At 62.2% G+C, this 25908-nt stretch carries 23 protein-coding genes; 16 read left to right on the forward strand and 7 right to left on the reverse strand.

Going from position 1 to position 25908, the window contains the following annotated elements:
• The first annotated feature begins 91 nt into the window (after window positions 1–91).
• From AC0V6T_RS09005 to AC0V6T_RS09040, 8 genes are all read left to right on the forward strand, one after another.
• Window positions 92–760, forward strand: a complete 669-nt coding sequence (locus AC0V6T_RS09005; RefSeq protein ID WP_486126173.1) for a GntR family transcriptional regulator — start codon at window positions 92–94, stop codon at window positions 758–760.
• A gap of 5 nt (window positions 761–765) precedes the next feature.
• Entirely contained in the window at window positions 766–1695 is a 930-nt protein-coding gene (locus AC0V6T_RS09010; RefSeq protein WP_486126175.1) for a hydroxymethylglutaryl-CoA lyase, read from the forward strand.
• Between the two features lie 54 nt (window positions 1696–1749).
• Complete coding sequence (locus AC0V6T_RS09015; protein WP_486126177.1) at window positions 1750–3807, forward strand: hydantoinase/oxoprolinase family protein; 2058 nt, start codon at window positions 1750–1752, stop codon at window positions 3805–3807.
• A 3-nt stretch (window positions 3808–3810) separates the two neighbouring features.
• The gene (locus AC0V6T_RS09020) at window positions 3811–5706 is read left to right on the forward strand and encodes a hydantoinase B/oxoprolinase family protein (protein ID WP_486126179.1); all 1896 of its coding nucleotides are present in this window, start codon (window positions 3811–3813) and stop codon (window positions 5704–5706) included.
• A complete protein-coding gene (locus AC0V6T_RS09025; protein WP_486126181.1) occupies window positions 5670–6887 on the forward strand; it encodes a CaiB/BaiF CoA transferase family protein in 1218 nt (405 codons plus the stop codon). Before AC0V6T_RS09020 ends, AC0V6T_RS09025 begins: the two co-directional genes overlap by 37 nt.
• Window positions 6888–7514, forward strand: a complete 627-nt coding sequence (locus AC0V6T_RS09030; RefSeq protein WP_486126183.1) for an isochorismatase family protein — start codon at window positions 6888–6890, stop codon at window positions 7512–7514. It begins immediately after the preceding gene.
• Window positions 7515–7606: 92 nt separating this feature from the next.
• Window positions 7607–9046, forward strand: coding sequence for a DUF1800 domain-containing protein (locus AC0V6T_RS09035; RefSeq protein WP_486126185.1), 1440 nt, complete (start codon window positions 7607–7609; stop codon window positions 9044–9046).
• 7 nt (window positions 9047–9053) lie between these two features.
• A complete protein-coding gene (locus AC0V6T_RS09040; RefSeq protein ID WP_486126187.1) occupies window positions 9054–10223 on the forward strand; it encodes a DUF1501 domain-containing protein in 1170 nt (389 codons plus the stop codon).
• A 3-nt stretch (window positions 10224–10226) separates the two neighbouring features.
• Here AC0V6T_RS09040 and AC0V6T_RS09045 read toward each other — a convergent pair whose 3' ends face one another.
• From AC0V6T_RS09045 to AC0V6T_RS09055, 3 genes are all read right to left on the reverse strand, one after another.
• The gene (locus tag AC0V6T_RS09045; protein WP_486126189.1) at window positions 10227–11687 is read right to left on the reverse strand and encodes a M28 family peptidase; all 1461 of its coding nucleotides are present in this window, start codon (window positions 11685–11687) and stop codon (window positions 10227–10229) included.
• Between the two features lie 42 nt (window positions 11688–11729).
• Window positions 11730–12995 carry a GGDEF domain-containing protein gene (locus AC0V6T_RS09050; RefSeq protein WP_486126191.1) on the reverse strand — a complete coding sequence of 422 codons (1266 nt, stop codon included), beginning with the start codon at window positions 12993–12995 and terminating at the stop codon, window positions 11730–11732.
• A gap of 147 nt (window positions 12996–13142) precedes the next feature.
• Complete coding sequence (locus tag AC0V6T_RS09055) at window positions 13143–14369, reverse strand: GGDEF domain-containing protein (protein ID WP_486126193.1); 1227 nt, start codon at window positions 14367–14369, stop codon at window positions 13143–13145.
• A 159-nt stretch (window positions 14370–14528) separates the two neighbouring features.
• Between AC0V6T_RS09055 and ettA the strand changes: the two genes are divergently transcribed.
• Window positions 14529–16202 (forward strand): energy-dependent translational throttle protein EttA, encoded by a 1674-nt coding sequence (ettA, locus tag AC0V6T_RS09060; protein ID WP_486126195.1) that lies wholly within the window; start codon window positions 14529–14531, stop codon window positions 16200–16202.
• A gap of 6 nt (window positions 16203–16208) precedes the next feature.
• On the forward strand, window positions 16209–16958 hold the full coding sequence (locus tag AC0V6T_RS09065) for a hypothetical protein (protein ID WP_486126197.1): 750 nt from the start codon (window positions 16209–16211) through the stop codon (window positions 16956–16958).
• Window positions 16959–17064: 106 nt separating this feature from the next.
• Here AC0V6T_RS09065 and AC0V6T_RS09070 read toward each other — a convergent pair whose 3' ends face one another.
• Window positions 17065–17364: a GIY-YIG nuclease family protein gene (locus AC0V6T_RS09070; RefSeq protein ID WP_486126199.1), complete on the reverse strand. Its 300-nt coding sequence runs from the start codon at window positions 17362–17364 to the stop codon at window positions 17065–17067.
• A gap of 141 nt (window positions 17365–17505) precedes the next feature.
• Here AC0V6T_RS09070 and AC0V6T_RS09075 point away from each other — a divergent pair, with 141 nt between their 5' ends.
• On the forward strand, window positions 17506–18003 hold the full coding sequence (locus AC0V6T_RS09075; RefSeq protein ID WP_486126201.1) for a hypothetical protein: 498 nt from the start codon (window positions 17506–17508) through the stop codon (window positions 18001–18003).
• Between the two features lie 342 nt (window positions 18004–18345).
• Window positions 18346–19020 carry a GGDEF domain-containing protein gene (locus tag AC0V6T_RS09080; RefSeq protein ID WP_486126202.1) on the forward strand — a complete coding sequence of 225 codons (675 nt, stop codon included), beginning with the start codon at window positions 18346–18348 and terminating at the stop codon, window positions 19018–19020.
• Between the two features lie 8 nt (window positions 19021–19028).
• Here the strand turns inward: AC0V6T_RS09080 and AC0V6T_RS09085 are convergent, their stop codons facing one another.
• Complete coding sequence (locus tag AC0V6T_RS09085; protein WP_486126204.1) at window positions 19029–19673, reverse strand: pyridoxamine 5'-phosphate oxidase family protein; 645 nt, start codon at window positions 19671–19673, stop codon at window positions 19029–19031.
• 124 nt (window positions 19674–19797) lie between these two features.
• Here AC0V6T_RS09085 and AC0V6T_RS09090 point away from each other — a divergent pair, with 124 nt between their 5' ends.
• On the forward strand, window positions 19798–21099 hold the full coding sequence (locus tag AC0V6T_RS09090; RefSeq protein WP_486126206.1) for an RcnB family protein: 1302 nt from the start codon (window positions 19798–19800) through the stop codon (window positions 21097–21099).
• 87 nt (window positions 21100–21186) lie between these two features.
• The gene (locus tag AC0V6T_RS09095; protein WP_486126208.1) at window positions 21187–21855 is read left to right on the forward strand and encodes a prolyl hydroxylase family protein; all 669 of its coding nucleotides are present in this window, start codon (window positions 21187–21189) and stop codon (window positions 21853–21855) included.
• Between the two features lie 141 nt (window positions 21856–21996).
• Here the strand turns inward: AC0V6T_RS09095 and AC0V6T_RS09100 are convergent, their stop codons facing one another.
• Entirely contained in the window at window positions 21997–23607 is a 1611-nt protein-coding gene (locus AC0V6T_RS09100) for a lysine--tRNA ligase (RefSeq protein ID WP_486126210.1), read from the reverse strand.
• Between the two features lie 318 nt (window positions 23608–23925).
• Here AC0V6T_RS09100 and AC0V6T_RS09105 point away from each other — a divergent pair, with 318 nt between their 5' ends.
• Together AC0V6T_RS09105 and AC0V6T_RS09110 are read left to right on the forward strand one after the other, a co-directional pair.
• Complete coding sequence (locus AC0V6T_RS09105) at window positions 23926–24285, forward strand: hypothetical protein (protein WP_486126212.1); 360 nt, start codon at window positions 23926–23928, stop codon at window positions 24283–24285.
• 33 nt (window positions 24286–24318) lie between these two features.
• The gene (locus tag AC0V6T_RS09110) at window positions 24319–25389 is read left to right on the forward strand and encodes a transporter family protein (protein WP_486126214.1); all 1071 of its coding nucleotides are present in this window, start codon (window positions 24319–24321) and stop codon (window positions 25387–25389) included.
• A gap of 47 nt (window positions 25390–25436) precedes the next feature.
• Here AC0V6T_RS09110 and AC0V6T_RS09115 read toward each other — a convergent pair whose 3' ends face one another.
• On the reverse strand, window positions 25437–25880 hold the full coding sequence (locus AC0V6T_RS09115; RefSeq protein ID WP_486126216.1) for a nuclear transport factor 2 family protein: 444 nt from the start codon (window positions 25878–25880) through the stop codon (window positions 25437–25439).
• Between the last annotated feature and the right edge of the window lie 28 nt (window positions 25881–25908).

A 25908-nucleotide genomic window follows, 5' to 3' on the forward strand; every position in this document is an offset into this window, starting at 1 on the left:
CCAATCCGTCGATTGACCCCTCACCTCGAACCGGTTGCGTTGTTCGCTTCTTATTGTATACAATTTGTCCGAGTCAATAGCTGGGGCGATTGTGGCGAAGGCATCCGATCTTGCATACGAGACCATTCGAGCGATGGTGCTTTCGGGGGAACTTTCCCCCGGAGAGCAGCTGAGCGAGGAGACCTTGGCGGAGCGTTGCGGAGTGTCCCGAACACCCGTCCGTGACGCCTTGCGGCGACTCGAAGCTGAGCTGCTTGTTCGCAAGAACGAATCCCAGCGCAGCTTCGTCGCGGACTGGTCAGTGGATGATGTCGCCGATGCATTCGAGCTTCGCGCGATGATGGAAGGACACGCTGCGAGGCGCGCTGCCGAACGCATGACGCCGCAGGTTCTGGACGATCTAAGGCAAATAAATACAAGGCTTTGCGCCGCGATTCAGAAGCGGCCCGATCCGGATATCGCGGGCTTCCTCGAACACAACAAGCAATTCCACGAGCTCATCCTCAAAGCAGCCGATTCGCGCAGGCTCACCACTTTGCTTAGCGCCTTGATCGAACAACCGGTCGTCTGGCGCACGGCGCAGCATTATGGCGCAGAGGCGTTCAACCGGTCGCATAACGAGCATGACGACCTGCTCTCTGCATTTGCGCGCAAGGATGGCCCCTGGGCCGAGGCGATCATGGCCGGGCATATCCGCCGCGCCTTCCACGTATACGCCGATGCGCATCGCGGCCTCGCCAGCGTTGAAAGTGCAGCGTGACACAAATGTATACAGAAACTTCCAATAGTTCCGCACCCGCAATCGAATTGGTCGAGGTTGGTCCGCGTGACGGGTTGCAGAACGAGCCTGAGACGGTGCCAACAGCCGCCAAGCTTGACCTGATCAATGCCATGATCAACTACGGCGCGCGGCGGTTGGAGGTCGCTAGCTTCGTTCACCCTAATCGGGTCCCGCAAATGGCCGATGCCGAGGCCGTAATCGAAGCTCTGCCCGACCGCGGCGACGTCACTTACATCGGTCTCACGCTCAACAAGCGCGGTATCATGCGCGGCCTTGCAACGCGCGAGGGCGGAAAGCGCGGGATAGATCAGGCGGGCTGCGTAGTCGTGGCGAGCGATACGTTTGGCATAAAGAACCAGGGCCAGACCATCGACGAAGGGATCGCAGAAAACCGCGACATGATCCGTTTCGCCAAGGCCGAGGGTCTGCGCGCACAAGTCACGATCAGCGCCGCTTTCGGATGCCCGTTCGAAGGCGAAGTCAAATCCGAAACCGTGCTTCGCATCGCCGAGGAACTGGCAAGCGAAGGCCCGGAGGAGATCGCGCTTGCCGATACGATCGGTGTCGGCGTTCCATCGCAGGTCACGGACCTGTTCGGACAGCTTGGAGACCTTCTCGGCGGCAAGATCCCGATGCGCTGCCATTTCCACAATACGCGCGGGACTGGCATCGCCAATGCCTGGGCGGCTTACGAAGCTGGCGTACGCACATTCGATGCATCGCTAGGAGGGCTTGGCGGCTGTCCCTTTGCGCCCAACGCCACGGGTAACATCGCGACCGAGGACCTTATCTACCTGATGCAGCAGTCGGGCGTGGCCACGGGCATCGACCTGGATGCCGCCATCGCCGCTAATCGCAGTTTTAGCGCGGTCCTTGGCCGCTCTCTCCCCTCTCTCGTTGCAAAGGCTGCCTGAGACGAAGGCAAGCACCACTCACACTCTCTCCATCAGATCCCACGCGGAGAATATATGACTTACAGATTGGGCGTTGATGTCGGCGGCACGTTCACCGACCTCCTGCTGTTTGATGAGGCCAATGGCCGTTTCTGGCGGCACAAGACCCCCTCGACGCCGCATGACAGCTCCGAGGGTATCCTCAACGGGGTGAAGGCGATCACCGAGGAAGCGGGCGTTAGCCCAAGCGAAATCAGTTACTTCCTCCACGGCACGACCGTTGCGACAAACGCGGTGCTCGAAGGCAAGGGTGCGAAGGTCGGCCTCGTCACCACCGAAGGCTACCGCGACATCATGCAGATCGCGCGCAGTTTCGTGCCCGGCGGGCTTGCCGCGTGGATCGTGTGGCCCAAGCCCCAGCCGCTCGCACATCTCGAAGACACGGTCGAAGTTCCGGGGCGCATGGGAGCGGACGGCGATGAAGTGCGCCCGCTCGACGAGAACGCAGTTCGTGCCGCGCTGCGCAAACTCAAGGATCAGGGGATCGAGGCGCTGACCGTCAGCCTCATCAACGCCTATGTGAACGGCGCGCATGAAAAGCGCATCGGCGAGATCGCAGCCGAGGAACTGCCCGGCATCCCCGTATCGCTCAGCCACGAAGTGCTGCCCGAAATGCAGGAATATGAGCGCACGCTTTCAACCGTCGCCAATGCGGCGGTGCGTCCGGTGGTGAGCAAATATGTCTCCAACCTGCGCACCAAGCTGGAAGACGAAGGCGTCGAGGGGCGGCTATCGCTGCTGCGTTCCGATGGTGGGCTCATGTCGAGCCACAAGGCTGAAGAGCACCCGGTCAACATCCTCATGTCCGGCCCTGCTGGCGGGGTGACGGGCGCGAAGTGGGTCGCGCAGAATGCGGGGCTTGAGAACATCCTCACGCTCGATGTCGGCGGCACTTCGACCGATGTGGCACTGATCGAAGGGCTTGAGGCCCGCCGCGTGCGCACGACCGAGGTCGGGCACTTGTCGGTGCGTGCATCGGCGCTCGACGTGAAGACCGTGGGCGCAGGCGGCGGCTCGATTGCGCACGTCCCCGAACTCACCGGAGCGCTGCGCGTTGGCCCGGAAAGCGCGGGCGCGGTCCCCGGTCCGGTTGCCTACAACAAGGGCGGAGAGCTTCCGACCGTGACCGATGCCAATGTCGTGCTCGGTTATCTTCCCGAAGACCTGCTCGGCGGCAGTTTCAAGCTCGATCGTGAGGGCGCAAAGGCGGCGGTGCAGACGATTGCCGATGCGCTGGGCGTGAGCTTGATGGAGGCTGCGCGCGGGATCATCGACATTGTGAACGAGAACATGTTCGGCGCGCTGCGCATGATCAGCGTTCAGCAGGGCTACGACCCGCGCGAATTTGCGCTTATGGGCTTTGGCGGGGCTGGCCCGCTGCATGTGAACGCCGTGGCGAAACTGATGGGAAGCTGGCCTGCGGTCTCTCCCGTCTCCCCCGGCGTGCTCTGCGCTCTGGGTGATGCGACCACGCAAATGCGGACTGAAACGGCGCGCAGTTTTTCGCGGCTTGCGCGCGATACCTCGGTGGCCGACCTCGTCGCAGTGCTTGACGAGATGGCCGAGCAGACGCGCGGTGAATTGCTCGCCGATGGCGTGCCCGAAGAACAGATCACCACCCAGTTCGAGGTCGATGTGCGCTATGCAGGGCAAGCCTTTGAAGTGCCGCTGACCATCGACAAGGCTGTGCTCGATGCCGATGGGATCGAGGGCATTCTTGCCCGGTTCGACGAAGAGCACCTGAGGCTCTTCACTTTCAACATGGATACCCCGCACGAGATCGTGAATCTTCGCGCCGTTGCATTGGGGGAGGCCCCCGCCCTTCCAGCCAACGAACTCGACAAAGGCGATGGCGATCCGAGCGCCGCAAAAATCCGCGACCACACGGTCTGGATGGACGGGCGTGAGCAGCCAGCCGTAATCTACAACCGCGCGAAGCTGCGACAAGGCGACCGCATCCCCGGCCCTGCCATCATCACCGAGATGGATTCGACCACCCTCGTCGAAAGCGGCTGCACCGCGACGATCGACGCGGTCGGCAACATCCTCATCAACCCCGATAAGGAGGGCTGAGCCATGCCCGCGACTATTATCGAGACCAACGACAAGCCGTTCGAGCGCGTCGAAATCGACCCGGTCACGCTCGACATCATCGAAAACGCGCTTCGAAACGCGCGGATCGAGATGGACGCGACGCTGGTGCGCACCGCGATGAGCCCCGGCATCCGCGAACAGGGCGACAGTTTCCCACTGATCGCCGACCCTTCGGGCAAGATGATCGTTGGCCAGTTCGGCAGTTTCATCGACGGCTTCCTGCGCGGGTTCGACGGGACACTGGAAGATGGCGACATGATCTTCCTCTCCGATCCCTATTCCTGCGAAGGCGCGATCAGTCACTCGAACGACTGGCTGATCCTGCTGCCCGTGTTCAAGGATGGGCGGCTCATCGCCTACACCGCGATGTTCGGCCACCAGTCGGATATCGGCGGGATGGTCCCCGGCTCGATGCCCATCGGCGCTTCCTCGATTTTCGAGGAAGGCGTGCGCATTCCGCCAGTCAAGATCTGGCGCAAGGGCGAATATAATGACGACCTGATGAAGCTCGTCATGCACCAGACCCGCAAGCCCGACTGGTGCCAGGCCGACCTCAACGCTCTCATCGCAAGCTGCCGCGTTGCCGCCAACCGCGTGATCGAAATGGCAGGCCGCTTCGGCGACGATGTCTATTATTCGGCAACGCAGGAACTGCTCGACCGCAACCACCGCGCGATGAAGGCGCTGATCGGCATGGCAGTCGCCGAGGAGCCGGTGAGCTTCGAGGATTACATCTGCGACGACGGTAAGGGCTTTGGCCCCTACAAGATCAAATGCGCGATGTGGCGCGAGGGCGAGAAGGTCATTCTCGACTTTGACGGGACCGATCCGCAATCCGCCGCTTCGATCAATTTCTACCTCAACGAGAACATGTTCAAGATGTTCTTCGGGATCTACATGATCATGGTCTTCGACCCGCAGATCATGTTCAACGATGGGTTCTACGACCTTATCGAAGTGCGCATTCCCGAAGGCTCGCTCCTCAAACCCAAGTTCCCGGCAGCCCTGTCGGGTCGCACCCACGCGCTCGGCCGCATTTTCGACATTCTCGGGGGACTATTGGGCCAGAAGACGCCCGAATTCCTCAATGCGGCGGGTTTCAGCTCCTCTCCCCACCTGTTCTATTCAGGCTGGGACGAAAGGGGCGGAAAAGAGCGCGAATGGTACCAGCTGTTCCAGATCGGCTTTGGCGGCATTCCCGGTCGTCCGCTTGGCGATGGGCCCGACGGCCACTCGCTCTGGCCGGGCTTTACCAACGTGCCCAACGAGTTTCTGGAACGCTATTTCCCGCTGCGGATCGAGCGCTATTCGACCGAGCCGGACAGCGGCGGCGCAGGGCTTCACCGCGGCGGGAACGGTATCCACATGACCTATCGCTTCCTCGCCGATGGCGCGATTGCGATCCACGACGACCGATGGTTCGTGCCCCCATGGGGCGTTAATGGCGGGCATCCGGGGATGCGCGCGAAGAAAGTGCTCGAACGCGCCGATGGCACTACCGAGATCGTCGGCAACAAGATCGAGGACGTCGAAGTGAAGGAAGGCGATCTTCTCCACTTCATCACCTGGGGCGGCGGCGGCTGGGGCGACCCGCTCGAACGCGATCCCGAACTGGTCGGCCTCGAAATCCGGCAGGGTCTCGTGACGCCCGAAGGCGCGAGGCATTACGGCGTTGTCGCCGATGAAGCGGGCGCAATCGACGCAGGCGCGACTGATGCCTTGCGCGAAAAGATCAGGTCCGAGCGCGGCGACTTGCCGTTGTTCGATTACGGCCCCGGTATCGAACGCTTGCGCGAAAACTGCCTCGAGGAAACCGGCCTTGAGCCACCCAAGCAGCCCGAATGGCACGTCTCCGAAATGCGGGAGGCAGCGGAGTAATGGGCGCTCTCGACGATATTCGCGTGATCGAGATGGGGCAGCTTCTCGCCGGCCCCTTCTGCGGTCAATTGCTCGGCGACATGGGCGCTGACGTCATCAAGCTCGAACCGCCAGGAAAGGGCGACCCGATGCGCTTGTGGGGACAGGGCGAGGAGAAGGTCCAGTGGGAAGTCATCGCGCGCAACAAGCGCTCGGTCACCTGCAACCTGCGCATCCCCGAAGGTCAGGCGCTCGCCCGCAAGCTGATCGCCAAGGCAGACGTGCTGGTCGAGAACTTCAAGCCGGGCACGCTCGAAAAATGGGGCCTCTCGCCCAAGATCCTGCTCGACGAGAACCCCGGTCTCATCATCGCGCGCATGTCCGGGTACGGTCAGGATGGCCCTTATTCGAACCGCGCCGGTTTCGGCGGAATTGGCGAGGCGATGGGCGGCTGGCGCTACATCGTCGGCGACCCGGACCGTCCGCCTGCGCGCATGGGCATCTCCATTGGCGACACGCTTTGCGCCACATACGGCACGATGGGCGTGCTTGCCGCCTTGCATCACCGCGAGAAAACGGGTCAGGGTCAGGTGGTTGACACAGCTTTGTACGAAGCGGTCCTGCAGGTGATGGAGGGACTGGTGCCCGAATACGATCACAACGGATTTATTCGTGAGCGTTCCGGCTCGATCCTGCCGGGTATTGCGCCGTCCAACGTTTATCAGTGCAAGGACGGGCACTTCATGATCGGCGCGAACAAGGACGAGATCTTTGCGCGGCTGGCGCAGGCGATGGGACAGCCCGAGCTTGCCACCGACGAACGCTACGCAACCCACATCGCGCGCGGCAGGAACCAGACCGACCTCGACACGCTGGTCAACATGTGGACCAGCACCTTGACCGTGGACGAGGTCGAGGCCGCGATGATCGAGCATTCCATCCCCGCAGGCCGCGTCTACCGCGCACCCGACATGATCGCTGACCCGCACTTCCAGGCGCGCGAGGCCATCATCGAAGTCGAAACCGAAAAGCACGGCCCCCTCAAGATGCAGAACGCCTTTCCCAAGCTCTCCGCCACCCCATCGGGCGTGCGCCGCCCCGCCCCATCGACGCCGGGCCAGCACAATGCGGAAGTGTTTGCAGAACTGCTCGGCATGGGTGAGGCAGAGATGGCTAAACTCACTGAAAGCGCGGCGATCTGAGTGACCGACTGGGACGGCGCCTTTGCGGGAAAGCTCACCCCCGGCAAGTCCCCGGCGCTCCTGCTGGTCGATCCGGTGCGCGCCTATGTCGAGCCCGCTTTCCCGCTGTTCCTCGAAAGCGGCAGCGCGGCGGTGTCGCACATGGCGCAACTGGCTGACGAGTTTCGCAAGCGCCGGCTCCCCGTTATCTGGACCGGGGTTCGCTATTCGGAGGGCGCCGGCGATGGCGGGCACTTCTTTCGCAAGGTGCCCGCGCTTGAGATTTTCGTCGGCGACACCACCGCAGGCTCGTTCCCCGAACAATTGAGCCCGCACGGCGAAGAACCGGTCTTCTTCAAGCAATACCCATCCGCCTTCTTCGGCACCGCGCTTGACGATTGGCTGCACGATCACGGCGTCGACACGCTCTATATCGGCGGTTTCTCGACCTCCGGCTGCGTGAGAGCGAGCGCCTTGGATGCGCTGCAACATGGGTTCGTGCCGATCACGATCTCCGACGCCTGCGCAGACCGCGATGACGAACTGCACGGCTCAAACCTGCGCGATCTGGGCGCCAAGTATTCCGAGATCGTGCGTGCGAGCGATGTTCCCGCCATGCTCGACAGCGGCGAGTTGCCTGCCAACTAGGCTCGTGGCGCCCCCGCGACAATTTGCGACGAGCAGCGACGTGACTTGAGCGCGGCTCTCAGGCACCTTCTCTTTTCGAGGAAAGGGAAGAGATGAGCACCGACATTTCCGCGCACATTGCCCTCAACCGCTTTGGCTACGGTATCCGCTCGGGCGACAGCCCGCCCGACGATGCACGGCAATACCTGCTACGCCAGATGGAGCGTTTCGAACCCACTCCTGCCGCGATTGCCGCGCGCGAGGATGTGTCTGAGAAGCCGGGCGAAATCCTCGAAATGCTGCGGCGGTTGCGGCGTGAACGCCAGCGCAGCGGCGGCGATACGGCGCTGACGGACATATCGATGGGAGACGAAGCGATCCCGTCCGAAGTGCGCCAATCCTATATGAGCGCAGGCCGATTCCTTCGCACCGATATCGCGCTGCGCACCAATGTCGCGATTGGAAGCGACACGCCCTTTGCCGAGCGGATGGTGCATTTCTGGGCCAACCATTTCAGCGTCAGCGCGCAGAAGCCCGGCACGCATTATCAGGTTGGCGCGCACGAATTCGACGCGATCCGCCCGCATGTCTTCGGGCGCTTTTCCGACATGCTCAAGGCCGCGGTGCTGCACCCTGCGATGCTGCTCTACCTCGACCAGTTCCAGTCGGTCGGGCCGAGCTCACGCTTCATGCAGTTTCGCAGGCGCAGGCAGCAGGGCATTGGTGGCGGGCCGCAGGGGCTCAACGAGAACCTCGCGCGCGAGATCTTCGAGCTGCATACGCTGGGCGTCGATGGCGGGTATTCGCAGGGCGACGTGACCGAGTTCGCCAAGGCGCTAACAGGTTGGACGGTTTCCGGGATCGGCAGGATCGATCAGTTTGCAGAGGACAAACCCAACGGCGCTGCCTTCGTGGCACCCGCGCATGAGCCGGGGGCGCGGCAAATCATGGGGCGGACCTATCGCGACAGCGGATCGGACCAGGCGCTCGACGTGATCGGCGACCTTGCGCGCCACCCATCGACCGCGCGCTTCATCGCGGCGAAGCTCGCGCGACACTTTGCAGGCGATGAACCGCCTGCAAGCCTTGTCGCAAAGCTGGAGAAGGATTTCCTCGCCACCGGAGGCGACCTTGCGAGCCTCACCCGCACCCTTGTCGAAGCGCCGGAAAGCTGGGTGGCTGGCCCGGTCAAATATCGCCAGCCATTCGAATGGCTCGTCGCGAGCCTGCGCCTTACCGGCGTCGATGACCTCGATTTCCGGCGCATCTCGGGCGCGCTCGACCAGTTGGGACAATTGCCGTGGCGCGCGCCCTCCCCTGCTGGCTACGACGATCTCGAAGGCAGCTGGGCCGGGCCTGATGCGCTGTTCCGCCGCGTCGAACTGGCTGAGCGCATTGCGCGCAACGTGCGCACCGACACTGTTCTTGAGCATGCCGAGCGCGCCTTCCCCGGTGCGCTTTCAGACCACACCCGCACCTGGCTGGCGCGCGCGGAAAGCGGGCATCAGGCGCTTGGACTGCTGCTGGTCTCACCCGAAATGATGCGGAGGTAGAAGAGCCATGACGATGAACCTGAACCGCCGCACGATGCTCGCCGGATCGCTGGCGCTTTCCGCTGGATTGACGTTGCCGAAGATGGCGTTTGCGCAAGGAACCGGCTCCAAAAAGCTGCTGTTCGTGCTGCTCCGCGGCGCAGCGGACGGAATGGCGATGGCCGCACCGATAGGCGATCCCGGCTTTGCGGCTCTGCGCGAGGCGAGCCTTGGCGACTATGAGAGCGCCATGCGCGCCGACACCATGTTCGCGATCCATCCGGCATTCCAGCGCGTCGTCGACGCATACGCTTCGGGCGATGCTCTGTTCGTGCACGCCACCGCGACAGCCTATCGCGAGCGCTCGCATTTTGACGGGCAGAACATGCTCGAAACCGGCGGAGCAAGCCCTTACGCGGCGCGCGATGGGTGGCTCAACCGGCTTGTCGGAATGATCGCGGTGGACGGCGGCACCGAGCCACCCCGAGCCCTCGCCATCGCGCCTACCATGCCGCTCGCCCTGCGCGGTGATGCCCCTGCCTCGAGCTACGCGCCAAGCGCGCTGCCGCAGGCGAGCGATGCGTTTATGGAACGTGTGGGACTGCTCTACGAGGGCGACCCGCAGCTAGGCGCCCTGTGGACGCGTGCCTTGGAAACGCAGGCGATGGCGGGCGACAGCGCCATGCGAAACCTGCGCGATGCAGAGGCCGCAGGCGAGCTTGCCGCTTCGCTGATGAACGGCGAAGGCGCGGCGCAGATCGCGATGATCGAGCTTGGCGGATGGGACACCCACGCCAACCAGCGCGGCGCTTTCGCACGCGCAGCGCGGCAGCTCGACACGCTGCTCGGCGCCTACCGCAAGGGCGTCGGGGGCAACTGGAATGACACCCTGGTCGTCGTCGCAACCGAGTTCGGGCGCACCGCCAGCCTCAACGGCACAGGTGGCACCGACCACGGCACCGGAGGTGCGGCGCTACTTATGGGCGGCGCGGTCAAGGGTGGGCGCGTGCTTGCCGACTGGCCGGGACTTGCGCCCAGCCAGCTTCACGAAGGCCGCGACTTGAGGCCCACAATCGCGCTTGAAAGCGTGCTCGCAGGCGCTCTTGCCGAGCATATGCAGCTCGACCCGGCTCGCGCGATGGCGCAGCTTTTCCCGGGCAGAAGCGCGAGCCCGACCAGCGGGCTGATCGGCGTCTAACGCTTACTCGGCGTCCATGATCGCAGGCGCGCTCGGCATGATGCCGCCGGTCTGGATCGACCTCGCTTCGTTCGCGAGGATGCCCACGACCTGTGTCCACACCGCGACATTCTGGCGCAGCTGCACCGGGTCGATCTTGTCGAGTGTGTCGTCGGGCGTGTGGTGCAGGTCGAAATAGCGCGTTCCATCCTGCTGGAGGTCGATGATCGCCCCGCCTTGATCGCGCGAGATGTTGATGTCCGCCCCGCCGCGCGCAACGATGGTCGAATTCGCAACCCCGAACCGCGCGACCGAAGCAGCCAGCCGGTTGTGCAGGCCTTCGTTGGTCTCGCGGAAATTGCTCTCAAACCGCCAGATCCGGTCCGCACCGAAATCGCTTTCGAGCCCAACGCCGATCTTCTCGTCGATGTGAGCCTCGGAGTACGCGCTCGATCCGAACAGGCCGACTTCTTCTGCGCCCGCCATCAGCACCCTGATCGTGCGCAGCGGCTGGCCGCTCTTGGCGACGTTGAGCGCGGCGGCGGCGACGATCCCGCAGCCTGCGCCATCGTCGAAAGCTCCGGGCGCGTTCCACCAGCTGTCGATGTGGCATGCCACCAGCACCGGTGGGAGCGAGGGATTGCGGCCTACGATCTCGCCAACGACATTGCCGCTGAGCGTGGTCCCGAGGTTTTCAGGCGTCAGCGTCAGTTTCATCATGATCGGGCGGCCATCGGCGCGCTCGAACATGCGCTCAAGGTTCGCCGCGTCGGGCAGCGTGAGTGCGCCAGCCGGGGTCGGCACAGGACGGCCCACATCCGATCCGCCTTCAGCGGTGCGGAACGTCGTGCCACCGGTATGCGGGTTGCGGTGATAGTCTGTGCCGACCGACTTGATCACGGTTGCGACCGCGCCGCGTTCCTTGGCAAGCTGCGCGCCGACCCAGCGCGCGGGGCCCGCAAAGCCATATTGCGAACCGTCCTGCGTCGGTGTCATCGCGTGGCTGATATAGGCGATCTTGCCCTCAAGGCTGCCCATCGGAGCGGCGGCGAGCGCGGCTGTGTTCTCGAACATAACGACTTCGGCGGTGATGCCATCAGGCCCGGTCGAAGCGCTTCCGCCCAGAGGCTGGATCACAAGCGGTTGAGGGAATGGGCTCGTAATCTCGGCGCGGTGGATGTCGCCCGGAACCCAGGTTTCCATCTCGAACGGCTCATCGGCGACGTTGGCAAAGCCATGCTTCGTCATCCAGTCCATCGCCCATTTGCGGCCGCGTGCTTCGGCTTCTGTGCCCGCCTGTCGCGGCCCGACTTCGGTGGTGATCCCCTCGACGAAGTCCCACGCATAGGTGTCGCTTTCGAGCGCCATATCGGCGACCTCTTCGAGCGAAGGCGCCTGCCTCGCGTCTTGGTGAGCCTCGGCAAAAGCGGGAGTTGTCAGAAGGATGGCGGCAGCGGCGGTGGCCGAAAGGAGCGTCGTTTTCATGGAGGCTAGCGCTAGTCGCGCAGCGCCCCACTGTCCAGAAGGCTATCCCTTGCCGCCTGCACTCTTGAGCTCGACAAGCTCAGGCTCGCGGCTTGGCGCCTGCTGCTCCGACCCTCGCGCATTGGTGGGCTCGCGTTCAGAGCCCTGAACCACGGATTGAGCTTTGTTATCGTCGTTCTCGACCCTGTTCCGACCGTTCGATTTGGCGCGATAGAGCGCAGCATCAGCACGGGCGAAGAGGCGTTCGTAGGACTCGCCTTCTCGTACCGTCGCAACGCCAAAGCTTGCCGTTAGTCGAATGTCGTCGTTCAGCCCGTCATGCTCGAGCCGCGCAAACGCAGTCCTGATCCGGTCTGCGAGGCGCTCAGCGGGTTCGTTGGGGCAATTCCAGACGGCTACGCAGAACTCTTCGCCGCCGATCCTGCCTGCCGTATCGCAGCCGCGGATCGTTTCCTGGATCAACTTGCCAAAGCCCGAAATCGCGCTGTCGCCTGCCTGGTGACCCCAGATGTCGTTCACCTGCTTGAAGTGGTCGATATCGGCAACGACAAGGCTGAAAGGCTTGTCTTCGGTGTGAGCGCGCGGGATGATGCGGCCCATCGCTTCTTCGAACGCGGCGCGATTGTTGAGGCCGGTCAGGGGGTCCTTGTCGCTGCTTTCGCGCAGTGAATTGGTCCATTCAACGATGGTTGCTCCCATCAGGACCATGGCACCTGCAATCGACTTAACGCCAAGAACAAGCCCGATCAGCGAATAATAGATCGATCCGCGATACTCCTCTGCCGGGATCGTCTGTTCGAACATCATGGTGAGCGTAGGACGAATGAAGAAATCCGCGACCTGGATCGCGGTGACGGCGATAATCGCCTTGTCCACCCAGTCGCTGCGCTGTGCCGAAAGCAGTGCGACGAGGTTGACGAGGAACATCGAGCCGTAGCCGATATTGATGAGGATCAGCCGCGGGCCGACATCGTTGGTAAAGTTGACCGCGAGCGCCAGAACCAACGCATTGGCAATGTAGATACCCAGCAACAAGGGAAGATACGGACGCTGCCCCACTCGTTCGCAGGTCGACACCACGAAGATGCCGCAGCCGATCGAATAGAAGAACTGGGTCAGGTGGAACGTGTAGAACGCGTTAGCCGGGAGCAAATGGGTTGCAAGGAAACCGGCGGCGAAAAACAGATATCCGATCGCAAAACCAAGGACGTGACGCTTCATGCGCCCCGCTTTCCAGAACACCGCGAATGTCACTGCGAAGAGCAGCGCCATCATCGGTGTTAATAGTCCTAGGATTTGAGTTTGCATCTACCCGTCCGTTTCCCGTCAAGACCGAGTAGGCCAATAAGGTTAAGAGGCCCTTTAGGTGAGTGCCCTGAACCGGTGAAAAATCCCTCCACGAGGCATGTTTAGCGCAGGAGTAAGGGGGCTCAGGGCAATTTCGGCCAACGGGGTTTACTTGAACTTGCGCAAGGGCACGACGCGCGACTGCCTTGTGGAGGGGTCTGCATTGTCTTCGGCGCTTGCCTCGGTGACGCTGGAACCGCCCGAGGCGCTTTCTACCCGGTTTCGGCCGGAGCGCTTTGCTGCATAAAGCGCCTCGTCGGCCCGCCTGAAGCATTGCGCGTAATCCTCGCCGCGCTGCCATTCAGCGATGCCGAAGCTGGCGGTGAAACTCTCGCTAGTCGGCAGGCCTTCGATCGCCTCGCTCGCGAAGCTCAGGCGAAGACGCTCGGCAAGCGAGACAGCGCCTTGTTCATGGCAATTCCAGACAAGCACACAGAACTCCTCGCCGCCGATCCGGCCTGCCACGTCGCCGGGCCTGATCTTGCGAGCCATGATGTCGCCGAATGACGAGATGACCTTGTCGCCAACGCTGTGCCCCCAGGTGTCGTTGACCTGTTTGAAATAGTCGATGTCGCCGACCAGCAGGCTTACCGGAATGCGCTCCTCTCGCGCACGGGCCAGAAGCTCATCGACCTGTTCCTCGAACGCCGCGCGGTTAGGCAGTCCGGTCAGCGCATCGATCCTGCCGCTCGCAATCTGGTCCTCCCACTCATCGGTCACGACAAGGGCGAGCAGGATCATGCCGAGCACCACGGGCAGGACTGTCATCGCAATCACCTGCACCGCGTGGAATTCCGAGGTTCGCGAAATCAGCCCGGTGAGATCGCCTTCCGCCATCAGCGCGATGACCGGTCGCAGAAAGCCAACCGCCGTCATCATTGCCATCGTCCAGATAACCGCCTTGTCGAGCCATTTCGCCGGCTGAGCAGTCCACAGCACCGTCGCCGCCATCGTGAAAAGCAGCGCAGAGCCGCCATTCTGCACGATCACGATTGCGTTGGCATCGGCCAGCAGGATCGCTTCTGCCAACAGCCCGGTCGACAGCACCGCGATGCTGGCCATGACGCCGATCGGCATGCGTATTCCCAGCCGCATCCCCGCACCCATCGCGAGCGCGATCACTCCCACACACGCAATCACATGGGCAAGCGGACCGATGACGAGAGAGCTCATCGAAAAGGGAAGCAAATTCAGCGCGTAGCAAAGCGACAGCGAGAGATAGCCGACGAAAAAGGCGAGCACGCTCCGCTTGCGGCCGCCACGCAGCCACATGGCGCCGAAAGCCAGCGCAAATAGTCCTGCGAGGACCGGAATAACGATCGCGATATATTGCAAGGGGGTTGCAACTCCTTCGATTGCCGCCGCCTAAGCAAGGTGGGTAAACAGGCGGTGAAGCGCCGCCTTCGTATCGCGCGCTTGCCCCGCCGCTCTTGCGCGCCTATCTGCGCAGTCAAATCCAGCACACCCAGACACGTTTTACGAAGGACGACCCCCATGGCCGCGCAATACGCCTTTGTCATGAAAGGCATGACCAAGAGCTTCCCCGGTGCCAACAAGCCGGTGCTCTCGAATATCAATCTTCAGTTCTATCAGGGCGCGAAGATCGGCATTGTCGGCCCCAATGGCGCGGGCAAGTCGACGCTGATGAAGATCATGGCTGGCATCGACACCGATTTCTCGGGCGAAGCATGGGCCGGTGAGAACATCACCGTCGGCTATCTCCCGCAGGAACCGGAGCTTGACCCTTCGAAAACCGTGCTCGAAAACGTACGTGACGGCGCGCGCGAGACCGCTGAACTGGTCGAGCGTTTCAACGCCGTTTCTGCGCAGATGGCTGAACCCGACGCCGATTTCGACGCGCTGGGCGACGAAATGGCCGAACTTCAGACCAAGATCGACGCTGTTGACGGGTGGACACTCGACAACCAGCTCGAAATCGCGATGGAAGCGCTTCGCTGCCCGCCTTCGGACGCTTCGGTCGAAAACCTCTCGGGCGGGGAAAAGCGCCGCGTCGCGCTTACGCGTCTGCTGATCCAGAAGCCCTCAATCCTGCTGCTGGACGAGCCGACCAACCACCTCGATGCAGAAAGCGTCGAGTGGCTTGAAAATCACCTCAAGGAATATGCGGGCGCGGTGCTGATGATCACCCACGATCGCTACTTCCTCGACAACGTGGTGGAATGGATCCTCGAACTCGATCGCGGCTCCTACTTCCCGTACGAAGGCAACTATTCGACCTATCTCGAGAAGAAAGCCAAGCGCCTCGAACAGGAAGCGCGCGAGGAAAGCGGGCGTCAGAAGTCGCTCAACCGCGAACTCGAATGGATCAGGCAGACGCCAGCTGCGCGCCAGACCAAGTCGAAGGCGCGTATCCGCAAGTTCGAACAGCTTCAGGACGCGCAGGGCGACCGCAAGCCCGGCAAGGCGCAGATCGTCATTCAGGTGCCAGAGCGTCTTGGCGGCAAGGTGATCGAGGCCAAGAACATCTCGAAAGCCTATGGCGACAAGCTGCTCTTTGAAAACCTGTCTTTCATGCTGCCTCCGGGCGGCATTGTCGGCGTGATCGGTCCTAACGGCGCGGGTAAATCGACGCTGTTCCGCATGATCACCGGCCAGGAAACGCCCGACAGCGGCACGATCGAGATCGGCGACACCGTGCACCTCGGCTATGTCGACCAGTCGCGCGACGACCTCAATCCGAAGAACAATGTCTGGGAAGAGATTTCCGACGGGCTCGACTACATGCAGGTCAACGGCCACGACACCTCGACCCGCGCTTACGTGGGCGCGTTCAACTTCAAGGGCGCCGACCAGCAGAAGAATGTCGGCAAGCTCTCAGGCGGCGAACGCAACCGCGTCCACATGGCCAAGATGCTCAAACAAGGCGGCAACGTCCTCCTGCTGGACGAGCCGACCAACGACCTCGACGTCGAAACGCTCGGCGCGCTTGAAGAAGCCATTGAAAACTTCGCCGGCTGCGCCGTGGTCATCTCGCACGACCGCTTCTTCCTCGACCGCCTTGCGACGCACATCCTGGCGTTCGAGGGCAACAGCCACGTCGAGTGGTTCGAGGGCAACTTCGAGGCGTATGAGGAAGACAAGCGGCGTCGTCTGGGCGATGCTGCGGATCGGCCTACGCGGTTGGCTTATAAGAAGCTGACTAGGTGATCATAAATGACACTAGCTCCGGACACCGCGAAGGCCTTACTGCCTTTAAAGCGACAAGTCGCTGAGCGGTTTGATAGCAGCCACTGGTTGGAGCTCGGAACGCTAACCGGGGCGCTCGACGCCATCCAGAGCCATCCTCGTCTGCTAAGGGCACTCCATTTCGGTGACGAAGACTACGAAGGGTGTGTTCTTGACGTATTGATAAAGATCGTCAGTAGGGATCCGAAAAACTTTTTTGAGGTGGAAAACTACTTGCAGCAGACCTTCGATGATTTGGGCGAGAATATTTCAAGCGCGATTGGCGAGCGAAAGATCGTTTTCTCTCCCACTGTATTCGCCATTCCAGATGTGGAGGTCGACACGCGTCTAGTGTCGGTGATGATGCCATTCGATGCATCGATGATGCCTGTTTACGACGCCATTAAGGGAGGCGCGACAAGGCAAGGTTTGCTTACTGCGCGGGTTGACGATCTCTGGGAACACTCCACAGTGATCCAAGACATTTTTAGCCTCATTTTTCGCTCAGCAATTGTGGTGTGTGACTTCACCGGGAAAAACCCGAACGTGTTCTACGAGTGCGGTATCGCACACGCTTTAGGCAAACATGTCGTTCCGATTGCACAACATGAGGATGATGTACCTTTTGATCTTCGCCACCATCGGTATCTTAAGTATTTAGCCAACGAAGAAGGTCTTAAACAATTGAGCGATCGGCTTTCAGACCGATTGGCCACATTGTCGTCACCCCGGACTTGATCCGGGGTCCCGCTTCTTGCGGGGTTGCTCAACGTCAGAAGTAAGCGGGATGCCGGATCAGGCCCGGCATGACGGAGTAGGGGCCGGGTGACTTGGGGCGCTGGCCTTACGTCAATTGGTTGAACAGGTCGCTCCAGTCGGGGTTAGCTTTCTCGACAAGCTCGAACTTCCATTCGCGCCGCCAGCGTTTGAGGCGCTTTTCGGATGCGATGGCATCTTCAATTGTGTCGAGGCGCTCGGCCCAGACCAGACGCCTCAGACCATACCGCGCGCAAAAGTCAGAGCCTGTACCTTCGCGATGCTGTGTGATCCGCGCAGGCAGGTCTGCCGTCACTCCCACATACATCGTCCCACGGTACCGGTCTGCCATTATGTAGACCCAGCCGCCTTTTCTTTCGCGATCCATTTCAGTGGGTTGAAGTAAAGCGTCACCCCGGGTCAAGCCGGGGGTGACGTTGCTCGGTGTCGGCGCGCACACAGCTGCACCCCCCAATCCGGAACGCCCTGACCCTTTCGTTTGTTGCAACTAACGAATGAGAGGGAATCGATGCTCAACAAGAACCGCATCTGGCCGCTGGCCGCGTTTGTCTTCATCTGCCTCGTCGGATACGGCGCGCGGATTGCGATTGGGGATGTCTATTCGGCTGCCGAGGCACGGCAATTGCTCGAGGCGCTGAGCCGGGCGGGGCTTTATCTGGGCTCGGCCATCGCGACCGCATCGGCGACGGTGCTGGCGCTGATGCTCACGCTCATCGGCATGATCAACCGAATGGAGAAGGAATTCGACAGGGAGGCGTTTCTCAACGTCGATCTCGTGGCAAAGCTCGCCACTTCTGCCCTGATGATGAGCCTTGTCGTGCTGCTCGCCTTCGTCCTGCCGATCGGCGAATTCGAAGAGCTTCCAGACAGGTGGTACACGATCCTATACGACGTTTTGTTTGCAGGCAGCGTGCTGATGGTCGCGCTGATCGCAGCGACCGTGGTGATGATTTACCGCACCTTGCAGCGCGTGATGTCAAAGATCACTCCGGGTGAAGACGTCTAGCGCCCGCATTTTCCTACTTCGAATGCGGGTGATAGCGTCTCGGCGTTGTGCCGATTTCCGTTAACTCTCGCCCCACAAGTTTCGCTATGGCCTCGCTGAGCGTCGTACAACGCCGCTCGAAAGCGCTTGTCGCCTGCGAAAATCGGAAAGTCACACTTCCTACAGCCATTTCTCCCGCAAACCCCTCTGATTGCGCCATTTTCGCCGAAAACGCGTATTTCCCAAACGCCCCCTTGCGCGTCACACCCGCCCGCAAAACCCGCCAGTCCAGCCTGCTTTACTCCGCCTTAACTACAGATCGGGCACACCCCTGTTTAATCGAGGCAAACAGGGGCAGCATCGATGCAAGAGGTCGCGCTCGCATTATCGGCCAATCCGGCGCTAACGCTGGCAACGGGGGTTGTCGCGGGGGCCTTGCTTGTGCTGGTGTCCCAGTGGCTTCGTGCCCGCACGCGCCCTTCGACCAACGCACTACAGGGGCTCTTCACCAAAGACAGTCTTGGCGAGGAAATGGACAAGGCGGCCGATCGGCGCAGCTTCGCCGGTCGCTCAGGAGCAGTGCTGCGCGCTCGGGTCGACCATCTGCCGCAGGTCGGCCAGCTTTGGGGGCTGGAGACGCGTTCGGCTGCGATCGCTCAGGTTGCGCAGGTGATGCGCGCCGGTGTTCGCAGCGAAGACGCGGTGAGAACGGTCAGCGACGATCCCGACACGCTCGAGATCCACACCGACGATGTGAGCGAGGTCGAAGCAGGCGCAATTGCCCGCAGGCTGCTCGACACGCTGGCGCAAATGCCGATGCCTGGCATGGGCGCGGATATGCGGGTGAGTGCGAGTTTCGGTGTCGCAGCGCGCCAGCCGGGCGAGAGCGAAGAGGAAGCGCGCCAACGGGCCGAGGTCGCTCTCGCGGCGGCTCAAGCAGCGGGCGAGGACAGTGTCATGACCGCTGGCGAATGGGAGGAGATCAAACTGCTCCCCGCGCCCGAACCTTCACCTGCGAAAGACAGCAAGGCCGCCTGAGCGCGGTCTCAGGGCGAGACCCAGCGCCCTTCCCATTGATCGCCACTGCGCTCGAATTGAGCACGCACATGCCCGGTATGGGCGAGGTAGAACCAGTCGAGCTCCTCCAGCGTGATGCGCAGCACCGCGAAATTGGGTCGGCCCGGCGCGACCTCGTCATCTGTCGGCTCGACTCCTTCGAACCGCTCGGGAAGGCCCGACGTGGGCGCATCGCTGACCGCTCCCGGTCCATCGCCAAGGTAACAGCGGCGCGCGAAGTTGGTGCTGTTCGACCACGCGATGTCGGTCAGGGCGTCCTGCTCCAGCACCTCGCCCGTGCCGCGTACGCGGATCTGTATCTTGGCGCTCTTGTCGTAGAACAGCACCGCCATGCGCGGGTCGGCCTTGATCGCATCGACTTTGGGCGCGCGGGTGTCGGTGTGGAAACGCAGGGTCCAGGCTTTGGGGTCGAAAGCGCGCAAAACCATCGTACGCGCATCGACGTCGCTGGTGACAACCGCAGGTACGTGCATCGGCGAACGACGGTCCTTGGCAGCGCGGGTCAGGCGCCTTGCAAGATCGCTTCGCACTTCGTCGAGATCATCGAACATGCGCCGTGCCATCGGAGCATCGGCGGGTATGGTCAAGTCATTCAGGAAATGATCGAGAAACATGAATAGAGCCCTAAACACCCGGTTAAGGTTGAAGTCAGCGACCGAGGCCTAGACCGCTCACATCACTTCATTACGAAGGGTATCAAGCGCCGTAGGTGGTGGGCGGCAACACTGGAGGCATTTCATGGATATTACCCTGTTCCTTAAGGGTAGTGCGCTTTCGGCCCTCGCCTTGGCGTTGGCATTGGTCGCACCCCCCGAGACCGCTCAGGCGGCAACCAGTTCGGCGGAGGCATCGTCTTCGTTCGAGCAATCGCGTCAGGACCGACGCGCAGAACGACGAGCTCAGCGACGCGGAGAGCGACGTCAGGCGCGCGGCGAACGCCGTGGCCAGCGTCAAGACCGCGGTTTTGAACGCCGTGGCGCGCGCTCGGCTGAACCCGATGCGCGGCCCGTCGCACGACAGCGTGCGCAGCGTGCCGAGCGCCGCGGTGATCGCCGTGCGCAGCAAGTCGACCGCCGCTCCGAACGTCGCGCAGACCGCGTCGACCGCCGCTCTGAGCGGCGCGCTGGCAGCGTCGATCGTCGTTCCGAGAGGCGTGCAGACCGCGTCGAACGGCGTGGCGACCGCGAGGCGAGGCGCTTTCAGCGTCGCGGTAACGAGCGGGCAGCGAACCGAGTAGACCGCCGCAGCGAACGGCGCGCCGAACGGATCGACCGTCGCGGTGATCGCCGGGCGGACCAGATCGAGCGGCGCGGTGATCGCCGTGCCGACCGGATCGAGCGTCGCGGAGACCGCCGCGCTGACCGGATCGATAGGCGCAGCGATCGTCGCGGAGACCGCATCCGCAATGGCCGCGGTGGCCAGTTCGATGGCCGTGCCGACCGGCGTGCTGATAGGCGTGCCGACCGGCGCGCAGACCGCCGGGGTGACCGTTTCGACCGGCGCGACCGCCGTGGGGATCGCGTCGACAGGCGCGACCGTCGGGGCGACCGCTTCGACAGGCGTGACCGTCGGGGCGACCGGTTCGACCGGCGTGACCGTAGGGGCGACCGTTTCGACCGTCGCTTTGACCGGCGTGATGCCCGTAGGATCCGCCGCGATGGATATCGCAATGGCGTGAGGGACGGCCGGCGTTTCGAACGGCGTGCAGAGCGTCGCCGCGACTTCCGCCGCTGGAACCGCAATTCCTGGCGTAACGACCGCCGTTTCCGCTGGCGCCAGCACCGCTTCTCCAACCGCGGCCTTTATCGCCTCGGTCGGTACTACGCTCCGTATCGCGGCCACTTCTACAACAGGCTCAACATCGGGTTCTTCCTCGATGCAGGCTTCTTCGGCTCGCGCTATTACATCAACGATCCGTGGCGCTATCGCCTGCCGGACGTTTACGGACCCTATCGCTGGGTTCGCTATTACGATGACGTCGTGCTGGTCGATATCTACACCGGAGAAGTGGTCGACGTGATCTACGACTTCTTCTGGTAAGCCTTGGCAATTCAACCAAGCTTGAGCCCCCGTCGCTTTGCAGCGGCGGGGGTTTGCTTTTGCCTATCCTTTGCGTAGCAGGTCGCCATGTCCAAGACCGACACCATCCCCGACCAGGACGCGCTGCGACGCGTCGGCAAGCAGGTTCGCGAGCGCCTCGACAACGATCCTGGCGTCTACAAGATCGATACGCCCATGGCCGAGCTTTACGCGGTCGGCGACTTTCTGAGTATGGCCGAATGCGAGCGGCTTTGCCTGATGGTTGATCAAACCGCGCGGCCCTCTTCGCTGCACGAGATTGGTTATGACAGCGGCTTTCGCACCTCCTATTCCGGCGACCTCGACCCCTTTGACAGCTTCGTCAAAGGGATCGGGCGGCGCATCGACGATCTGCTTGGCCTGCCGTCAGAGATCGGCGAGGCGATCCAGGGCCAGCGCTATCTTCCGGGGCAGCAGTTCAAGCCGCACAATGACTGGTTCTACACGACCGAAAACTACTGGAAGGGCGAACGCGAACGCGGAGGTCAGCGCAGCTGGACGACGATGGCCTTCCTCAATGACGTCGAAGCAGGGGGCGAAACCCACTTCACGCGCATCGGCATCAAGATCGAACCAAAGCCGGGCGTCCTGCTGATCTGGAACAACGCGCTTCCCGACGGCACTCCCAACGAGGACTCGATGCACGCGGGCACCCCCGTGCTGAAAGGCGCGAAGTACATCATCACCAAATGGTATCGCACGCGTAAGTGGAAGTAGGAAAGTGGTTTACGTTGCGAAGCCGCATCCGCGGCTTGGTCCTCGCTAGACGTGCTCCGCTTCGCTACGCACCCGCTGCGGGCGGGCAGTCGCCCTTGCGGCGCTTTGCGCCGTTTGCTGCGACCTAACCTGTGCGCGAGATTACGCCCGCTCCAACGCCTCAGCAATCAGCTTCCTCGTCGGCGCGATGCCGTAGAGTTTGATGAAGCTGCCCATGCGCGGCCCCTGCTCTGAACCAAGCAGCGTTTCATAGAGCGCACGGAACCAGTCGCGCAGGTTCTCGAAACCGAACTCTGCGCGCTTGCCAATCTCGTAGACCATCGTCTGCAGCACCTCTGCATCCGCATCCTCAGGGGCCGCTGCGAGCTGCGCATCGAGCTCTGTCAACGCCAGCACCTCGCCGCCTGTCGGAGCGCGCTTCTTCAGCGTTGGCGCCACGAAGTCGCGGTTGTAGTTCACCGCCGCCTCGATCAAACCGAGCAGCGCGGGGTCCTCGACCGGCTTGCCGGTATAGGCCGCGACGTATTCTGCGAGGTTTTCCGGCGTCGCTTCCAGCCCCAGCACGCTCACGAGGTTGAGCAGCAGGCTGTACGGCACGCTCAGCGCATCGCCGGCACCCGGTGCATCGGGGCCTTCGAACCGCTCATTCGCGCGCTGCAGGTGCCACACCGGATTGCCCAGCTGCTTGTCGAGCGGCTGCTCAGCAAGGCGTTCGCGGAACTGCCAGTAATCGTCGATCGCCTTGGGGATGACGCCTGCGTGCAGTTGCTTTGCGCTCTTGGGATTGGCGAAGATGTAGAAGCCGAGGCTCTCCTCGCTCCCATAGTGCAGCCACTCGTCAATCGTGAGGCCATTGCCCTTCGACTTGCTGATCTTCTCGCCCTTGGCATCGAGGAACAGCTCGTAAATCAGGCCTTCGGGCTTGTTGCCGCCCAGCACGCGCGCAATCTTGCCCGATTGCACTCCGCTGTCGGTCAGGTCCTTGCCGTACATCTCATAGTCGACGCCAAGCGCGACCCAGCGCATCGCCCAGTCGACCTTCCACTGGCACTTGGACATGCCGCCAAGGGCGCTTTGTTCGACCACGCTGCCGTCTTCGTCGGTGAAGCGGATCGTGGCGGCGTCCGCGTCGACCACCTCGATCGGCACCTGCAACACCGCGCCGGTAGTCGGGCTGACTGGCATCACCGGCGAGTAAGTCTGCTGGCGCTCTGCGCCCAGCGTCGGGAGCATGATGTCCATGATCGCATCGAAGTTGCGCAGCACCCCGCACAAGGCATCGTCGAACGCGCCCGAGTTGTAGCGATCAGACGAGCTTACGAACTCGTAGTCGAAGCCGAACTGGTCAAGGAACTCGCGCAACTTGGCGTTGTTGTGCGCGGCAAAGCTCTCGTGGCTTGTCCCGAACGGGTTCGGAATGCGTGAGAGCGGCTTGCCGAGGTTGGCAGCCAGCAGTTCCTTGTTCGGTACATTTTCGGGCACCTTGCGAAGACCATCCATGTCATCGCTGAACGCAACAAGGCGCGTCTTCTCACCCGTCAGCGCCTCGTAGGCGCGGCGAACGAGCGAGGTGCGCAACACCTCCTGAAAGGTGCCGATATGCGGCAGGCCCGACGGGCCATAGCCCGTTTCGAACAGCACGGGCTCACCGTCTTTCTTCCCGCCACGCAGCCGTTTCGCGAGGCGTTGAGCCTCCTGGAACGGCCATGCCTTGGAATTGCGTGCGGTTTCGATGAGCGTTTCGTCTGTCATAGTGCTGCGGCCTTTAAGCAAGCGCGACCATGTTGCAAGCGCGAAGGCGGGCGTTTGGTTCCCGAAGCTTGCGGGAACATGGACCACGCAAGGCCCCTTTTGGAAAAACCGCAAGCCCCGCACGAAGCCCGGTTTCCTGCGGGCTCAGGGCGAATAAGGCGTGTTGGATGTGTGACTTTTCGATTTTCCGCAGTGAGGATTGCAAGGGCTCGCGACGTAAGCATGACCGTGCAGGGAGCATACCAAGCCAGATTGCTGTAGGACAGCGCAAGTCACCTTTGACCTTCGGCGAGGAGCGACTAAAGGGGGCATGAGACAATGTCCCACCGCCCCCGCCCGTTTCTTCTGTTCGTCCTGCTCCTCGCCATCGGGGTTCGCACCACGCTGGGCGCACCGTGCTGCATGACCCCCCTTCAGGCATCTGAGGTCGAAGCGAGCGAGCACGCTCACCATTCGGGCCATGGCGATGAATCCGAGGACAACCATTCTGGCCATGGCGATGACCCAAGCGCCAAGCCGTGCTGTTCGGCCTGTGGGCCTACGTTGCCGCCCGAGCCAAGCGTTTTTACCGCGCGCGAAGCTGTAAGCGAAATGCCCTCGCCTGCGCCGATCAGAGCGCTTGCGACCCGGCCTCCTTTCCCCGCATACGACGCAACGGGACCACCTGCGCTGATCTGATCCCCCGAACAATCAGATCAACAGGAGTATCCAATGAAATCGCTTTTGAAGGCGGGCGCTTCGCTCGCCGCCGCTGCTTGCGTTTGCGCAGGCTCCCCTGCCCTTGCCGATGAAGGGCATATCAACGCGCTTGACCACGCGCCTATCGGAGTGATGGGCGACCACCGTCACGGCGAGGGTGAGTGGATGGTCAGCTACCGCCTCATGCACATGGACATGGGCGGCATCCAGATCGGGACCGATGACGTCACTCCCGAACAGGTGGCCACCAGCGTGCCCAACCGCTTCTTCGGCAATCCGGGCCAGCCGCCAACGCTCCGCATCGTGCCCACCCAAATGACAATGGACATGCACATGGCGGGCATCATGTACGGTCTGACCGATCAAGTGACGCTTATGGTGATGGCGAATTACATCTCCAAGAAGATGGATCACATCACCTTTGCAGGCGGAATGGGCACCAACCGGCTCGACACGTTCGAGACCAGTCCGATGGGTTTTGGCGACACCAAGGTCGCGGCGCTGATCGGGCTGACCGACAAGGTCCACATCAATGCTGGCCTGTCGCTGCCGACCGGATCGAATACCAAAACCGACGACATCGTCACGCCGATGGGCGGAACGCCAACGGTGCGCCTGCCTTATCCAATGCAGCTGGGATCAGGAACATTCGACCTCGAACCCGGCATCACTTACCGCGACCAGAACGACGCGTTCGGCTGGGGTGCGCAAGTGCGCGGCACAGTGCGTCTTGGCGACAATGACGAGGGCTACTCCTATGGCGACCGCGCGATGGCGACCGCCTGGTTTGCAGCCTCGCTCACGCCAGCAGTCGCTTTGTCAGCCCGAGTAGAGGCCGAAACCGTGGGCCGCGTCGACGGGATCGACCCGATGATCATGGGGCCTGTCCAGACAGCCAACCCCGACTTTCAGGGTGGCGAAAGCGTAACCGGACTTCTCGGCGTAAATTTCGCGGCGACCTCCGGACCTTTGCGCGGTTGGCGCCTTGGTATCGAGGGCGGAATTCCGATGGTTCAGGACTTGAACAGCCCGCAAATGCCGGTCGACTACACGCTCACCGTGGGCGTGCAGAAGAGCTTCTGATCCCTTAAATCAGGCGGCCCGGTCATGCGCCGGGTCGCCGCTTTATCCTACCCGCTGCCGGATTGCAGAAACGCAATCTTGCCGTCCGCTCCGACTTCGTATTCGGAGTACGAACAGCACATTTCCTGTCCGCTTTCGAAGACATAGCTGACCGAAAGAAAGATATTCTCGCCCTTAACACCGCTATCAAGCACTTTGATGGTCGGAGCGCCGGGGATGAAATTCAATTCGTACAGGGCGCGGATCTGTTCGCGGCCCATGGCGACAAAACCGTCTGCGCGCACGATCGCGTCGGGGGCGAAGGTCGCGACGAAGGCGTCGAGATCGCCGGAGCGATAGGCGTCGACGTGGCGCTGGATCGCGGCGATTTTCGCGGCCTGCTGTGCGTCGGCCTCGGATACCGAGGCGTTCGTTTGCACAGGTTCTCGTGCCTGCGCGATGGCCGGTGCAATCGCTGCCAACAGAGCGAGCGGGGCAAGAGCTTTGCGCATGGACGGTTCCCTTCGATAGCTAGTCACA

This window comes from Erythrobacter sp. S158 (assembly GCF_057364915.1).

Bases quoted from the DNA above. Each gene is read 5' to 3' on its own strand.
- AC0V6T_RS09010 (WP_486126175.1), top strand. From the start codon at position 766: ATGTATACAGAAACTTCCAATAGTTCCGCACCCGCAATCGAATTGGTC.
- AC0V6T_RS09015 (WP_486126177.1), top strand. From the start codon at position 1,750: ATGACTTACAGATTGGGCGTTGATGTCGGCGGCACGTTCACCGACCTC.
- AC0V6T_RS09020 (WP_486126179.1), top strand. From the start codon at position 3,811: ATGCCCGCGACTATTATCGAGACCAACGACAAGCCGTTCGAGCGCGTC.
- AC0V6T_RS09025 (WP_486126181.1), top strand. From the start codon at position 5,670: ATGGCACGTCTCCGAAATGCGGGAGGCAGCGGAGTAATGGGCGCTCTC.
- AC0V6T_RS09035 (WP_486126185.1), top strand. From the start codon at position 7,607: ATGAGCACCGACATTTCCGCGCACATTGCCCTCAACCGCTTTGGCTAC.
- AC0V6T_RS09040 (WP_486126187.1), top strand. From the start codon at position 9,054: ATGACGATGAACCTGAACCGCCGCACGATGCTCGCCGGATCGCTGGCG.
- AC0V6T_RS09045 (WP_486126189.1), bottom strand. From the start codon at position 11,687: ATGAAAACGACGCTCCTTTCGGCCACCGCCGCTGCCGCCATCCTTCTG.
- AC0V6T_RS09050 (WP_486126191.1), bottom strand. From the start codon at position 12,995: ATGCAAACTCAAATCCTAGGACTATTAACACCGATGATGGCGCTGCTC.
- ettA (WP_486126195.1), top strand. From the start codon at position 14,529: ATGGCCGCGCAATACGCCTTTGTCATGAAAGGCATGACCAAGAGCTTC.
- AC0V6T_RS09065 (WP_486126197.1), top strand. From the start codon at position 16,209: ATGACACTAGCTCCGGACACCGCGAAGGCCTTACTGCCTTTAAAGCGA.
- AC0V6T_RS09070 (WP_486126199.1), bottom strand. From the start codon at position 17,364: ATGGATCGCGAAAGAAAAGGCGGCTGGGTCTACATAATGGCAGACCGG.
- AC0V6T_RS09075 (WP_486126201.1), top strand. From the start codon at position 17,506: ATGCTCAACAAGAACCGCATCTGGCCGCTGGCCGCGTTTGTCTTCATC.
- AC0V6T_RS09080 (WP_486126202.1), top strand. From the start codon at position 18,346: ATGCAAGAGGTCGCGCTCGCATTATCGGCCAATCCGGCGCTAACGCTG.
- AC0V6T_RS09085 (WP_486126204.1), bottom strand. From the start codon at position 19,673: ATGTTTCTCGATCATTTCCTGAATGACTTGACCATACCCGCCGATGCT.
- AC0V6T_RS09090 (WP_486126206.1), top strand. From the start codon at position 19,798: ATGGATATTACCCTGTTCCTTAAGGGTAGTGCGCTTTCGGCCCTCGCC.
- AC0V6T_RS09095 (WP_486126208.1), top strand. From the start codon at position 21,187: ATGTCCAAGACCGACACCATCCCCGACCAGGACGCGCTGCGACGCGTC.
- AC0V6T_RS09100 (WP_486126210.1), bottom strand. From the start codon at position 23,607: ATGACAGACGAAACGCTCATCGAAACCGCACGCAATTCCAAGGCATGG.
- AC0V6T_RS09105 (WP_486126212.1), top strand. From the start codon at position 23,926: ATGTCCCACCGCCCCCGCCCGTTTCTTCTGTTCGTCCTGCTCCTCGCC.
- AC0V6T_RS09110 (WP_486126214.1), top strand. From the start codon at position 24,319: ATGAAATCGCTTTTGAAGGCGGGCGCTTCGCTCGCCGCCGCTGCTTGC.
- AC0V6T_RS09115 (WP_486126216.1), bottom strand. From the start codon at position 25,880: ATGCGCAAAGCTCTTGCCCCGCTCGCTCTGTTGGCAGCGATTGCACCG.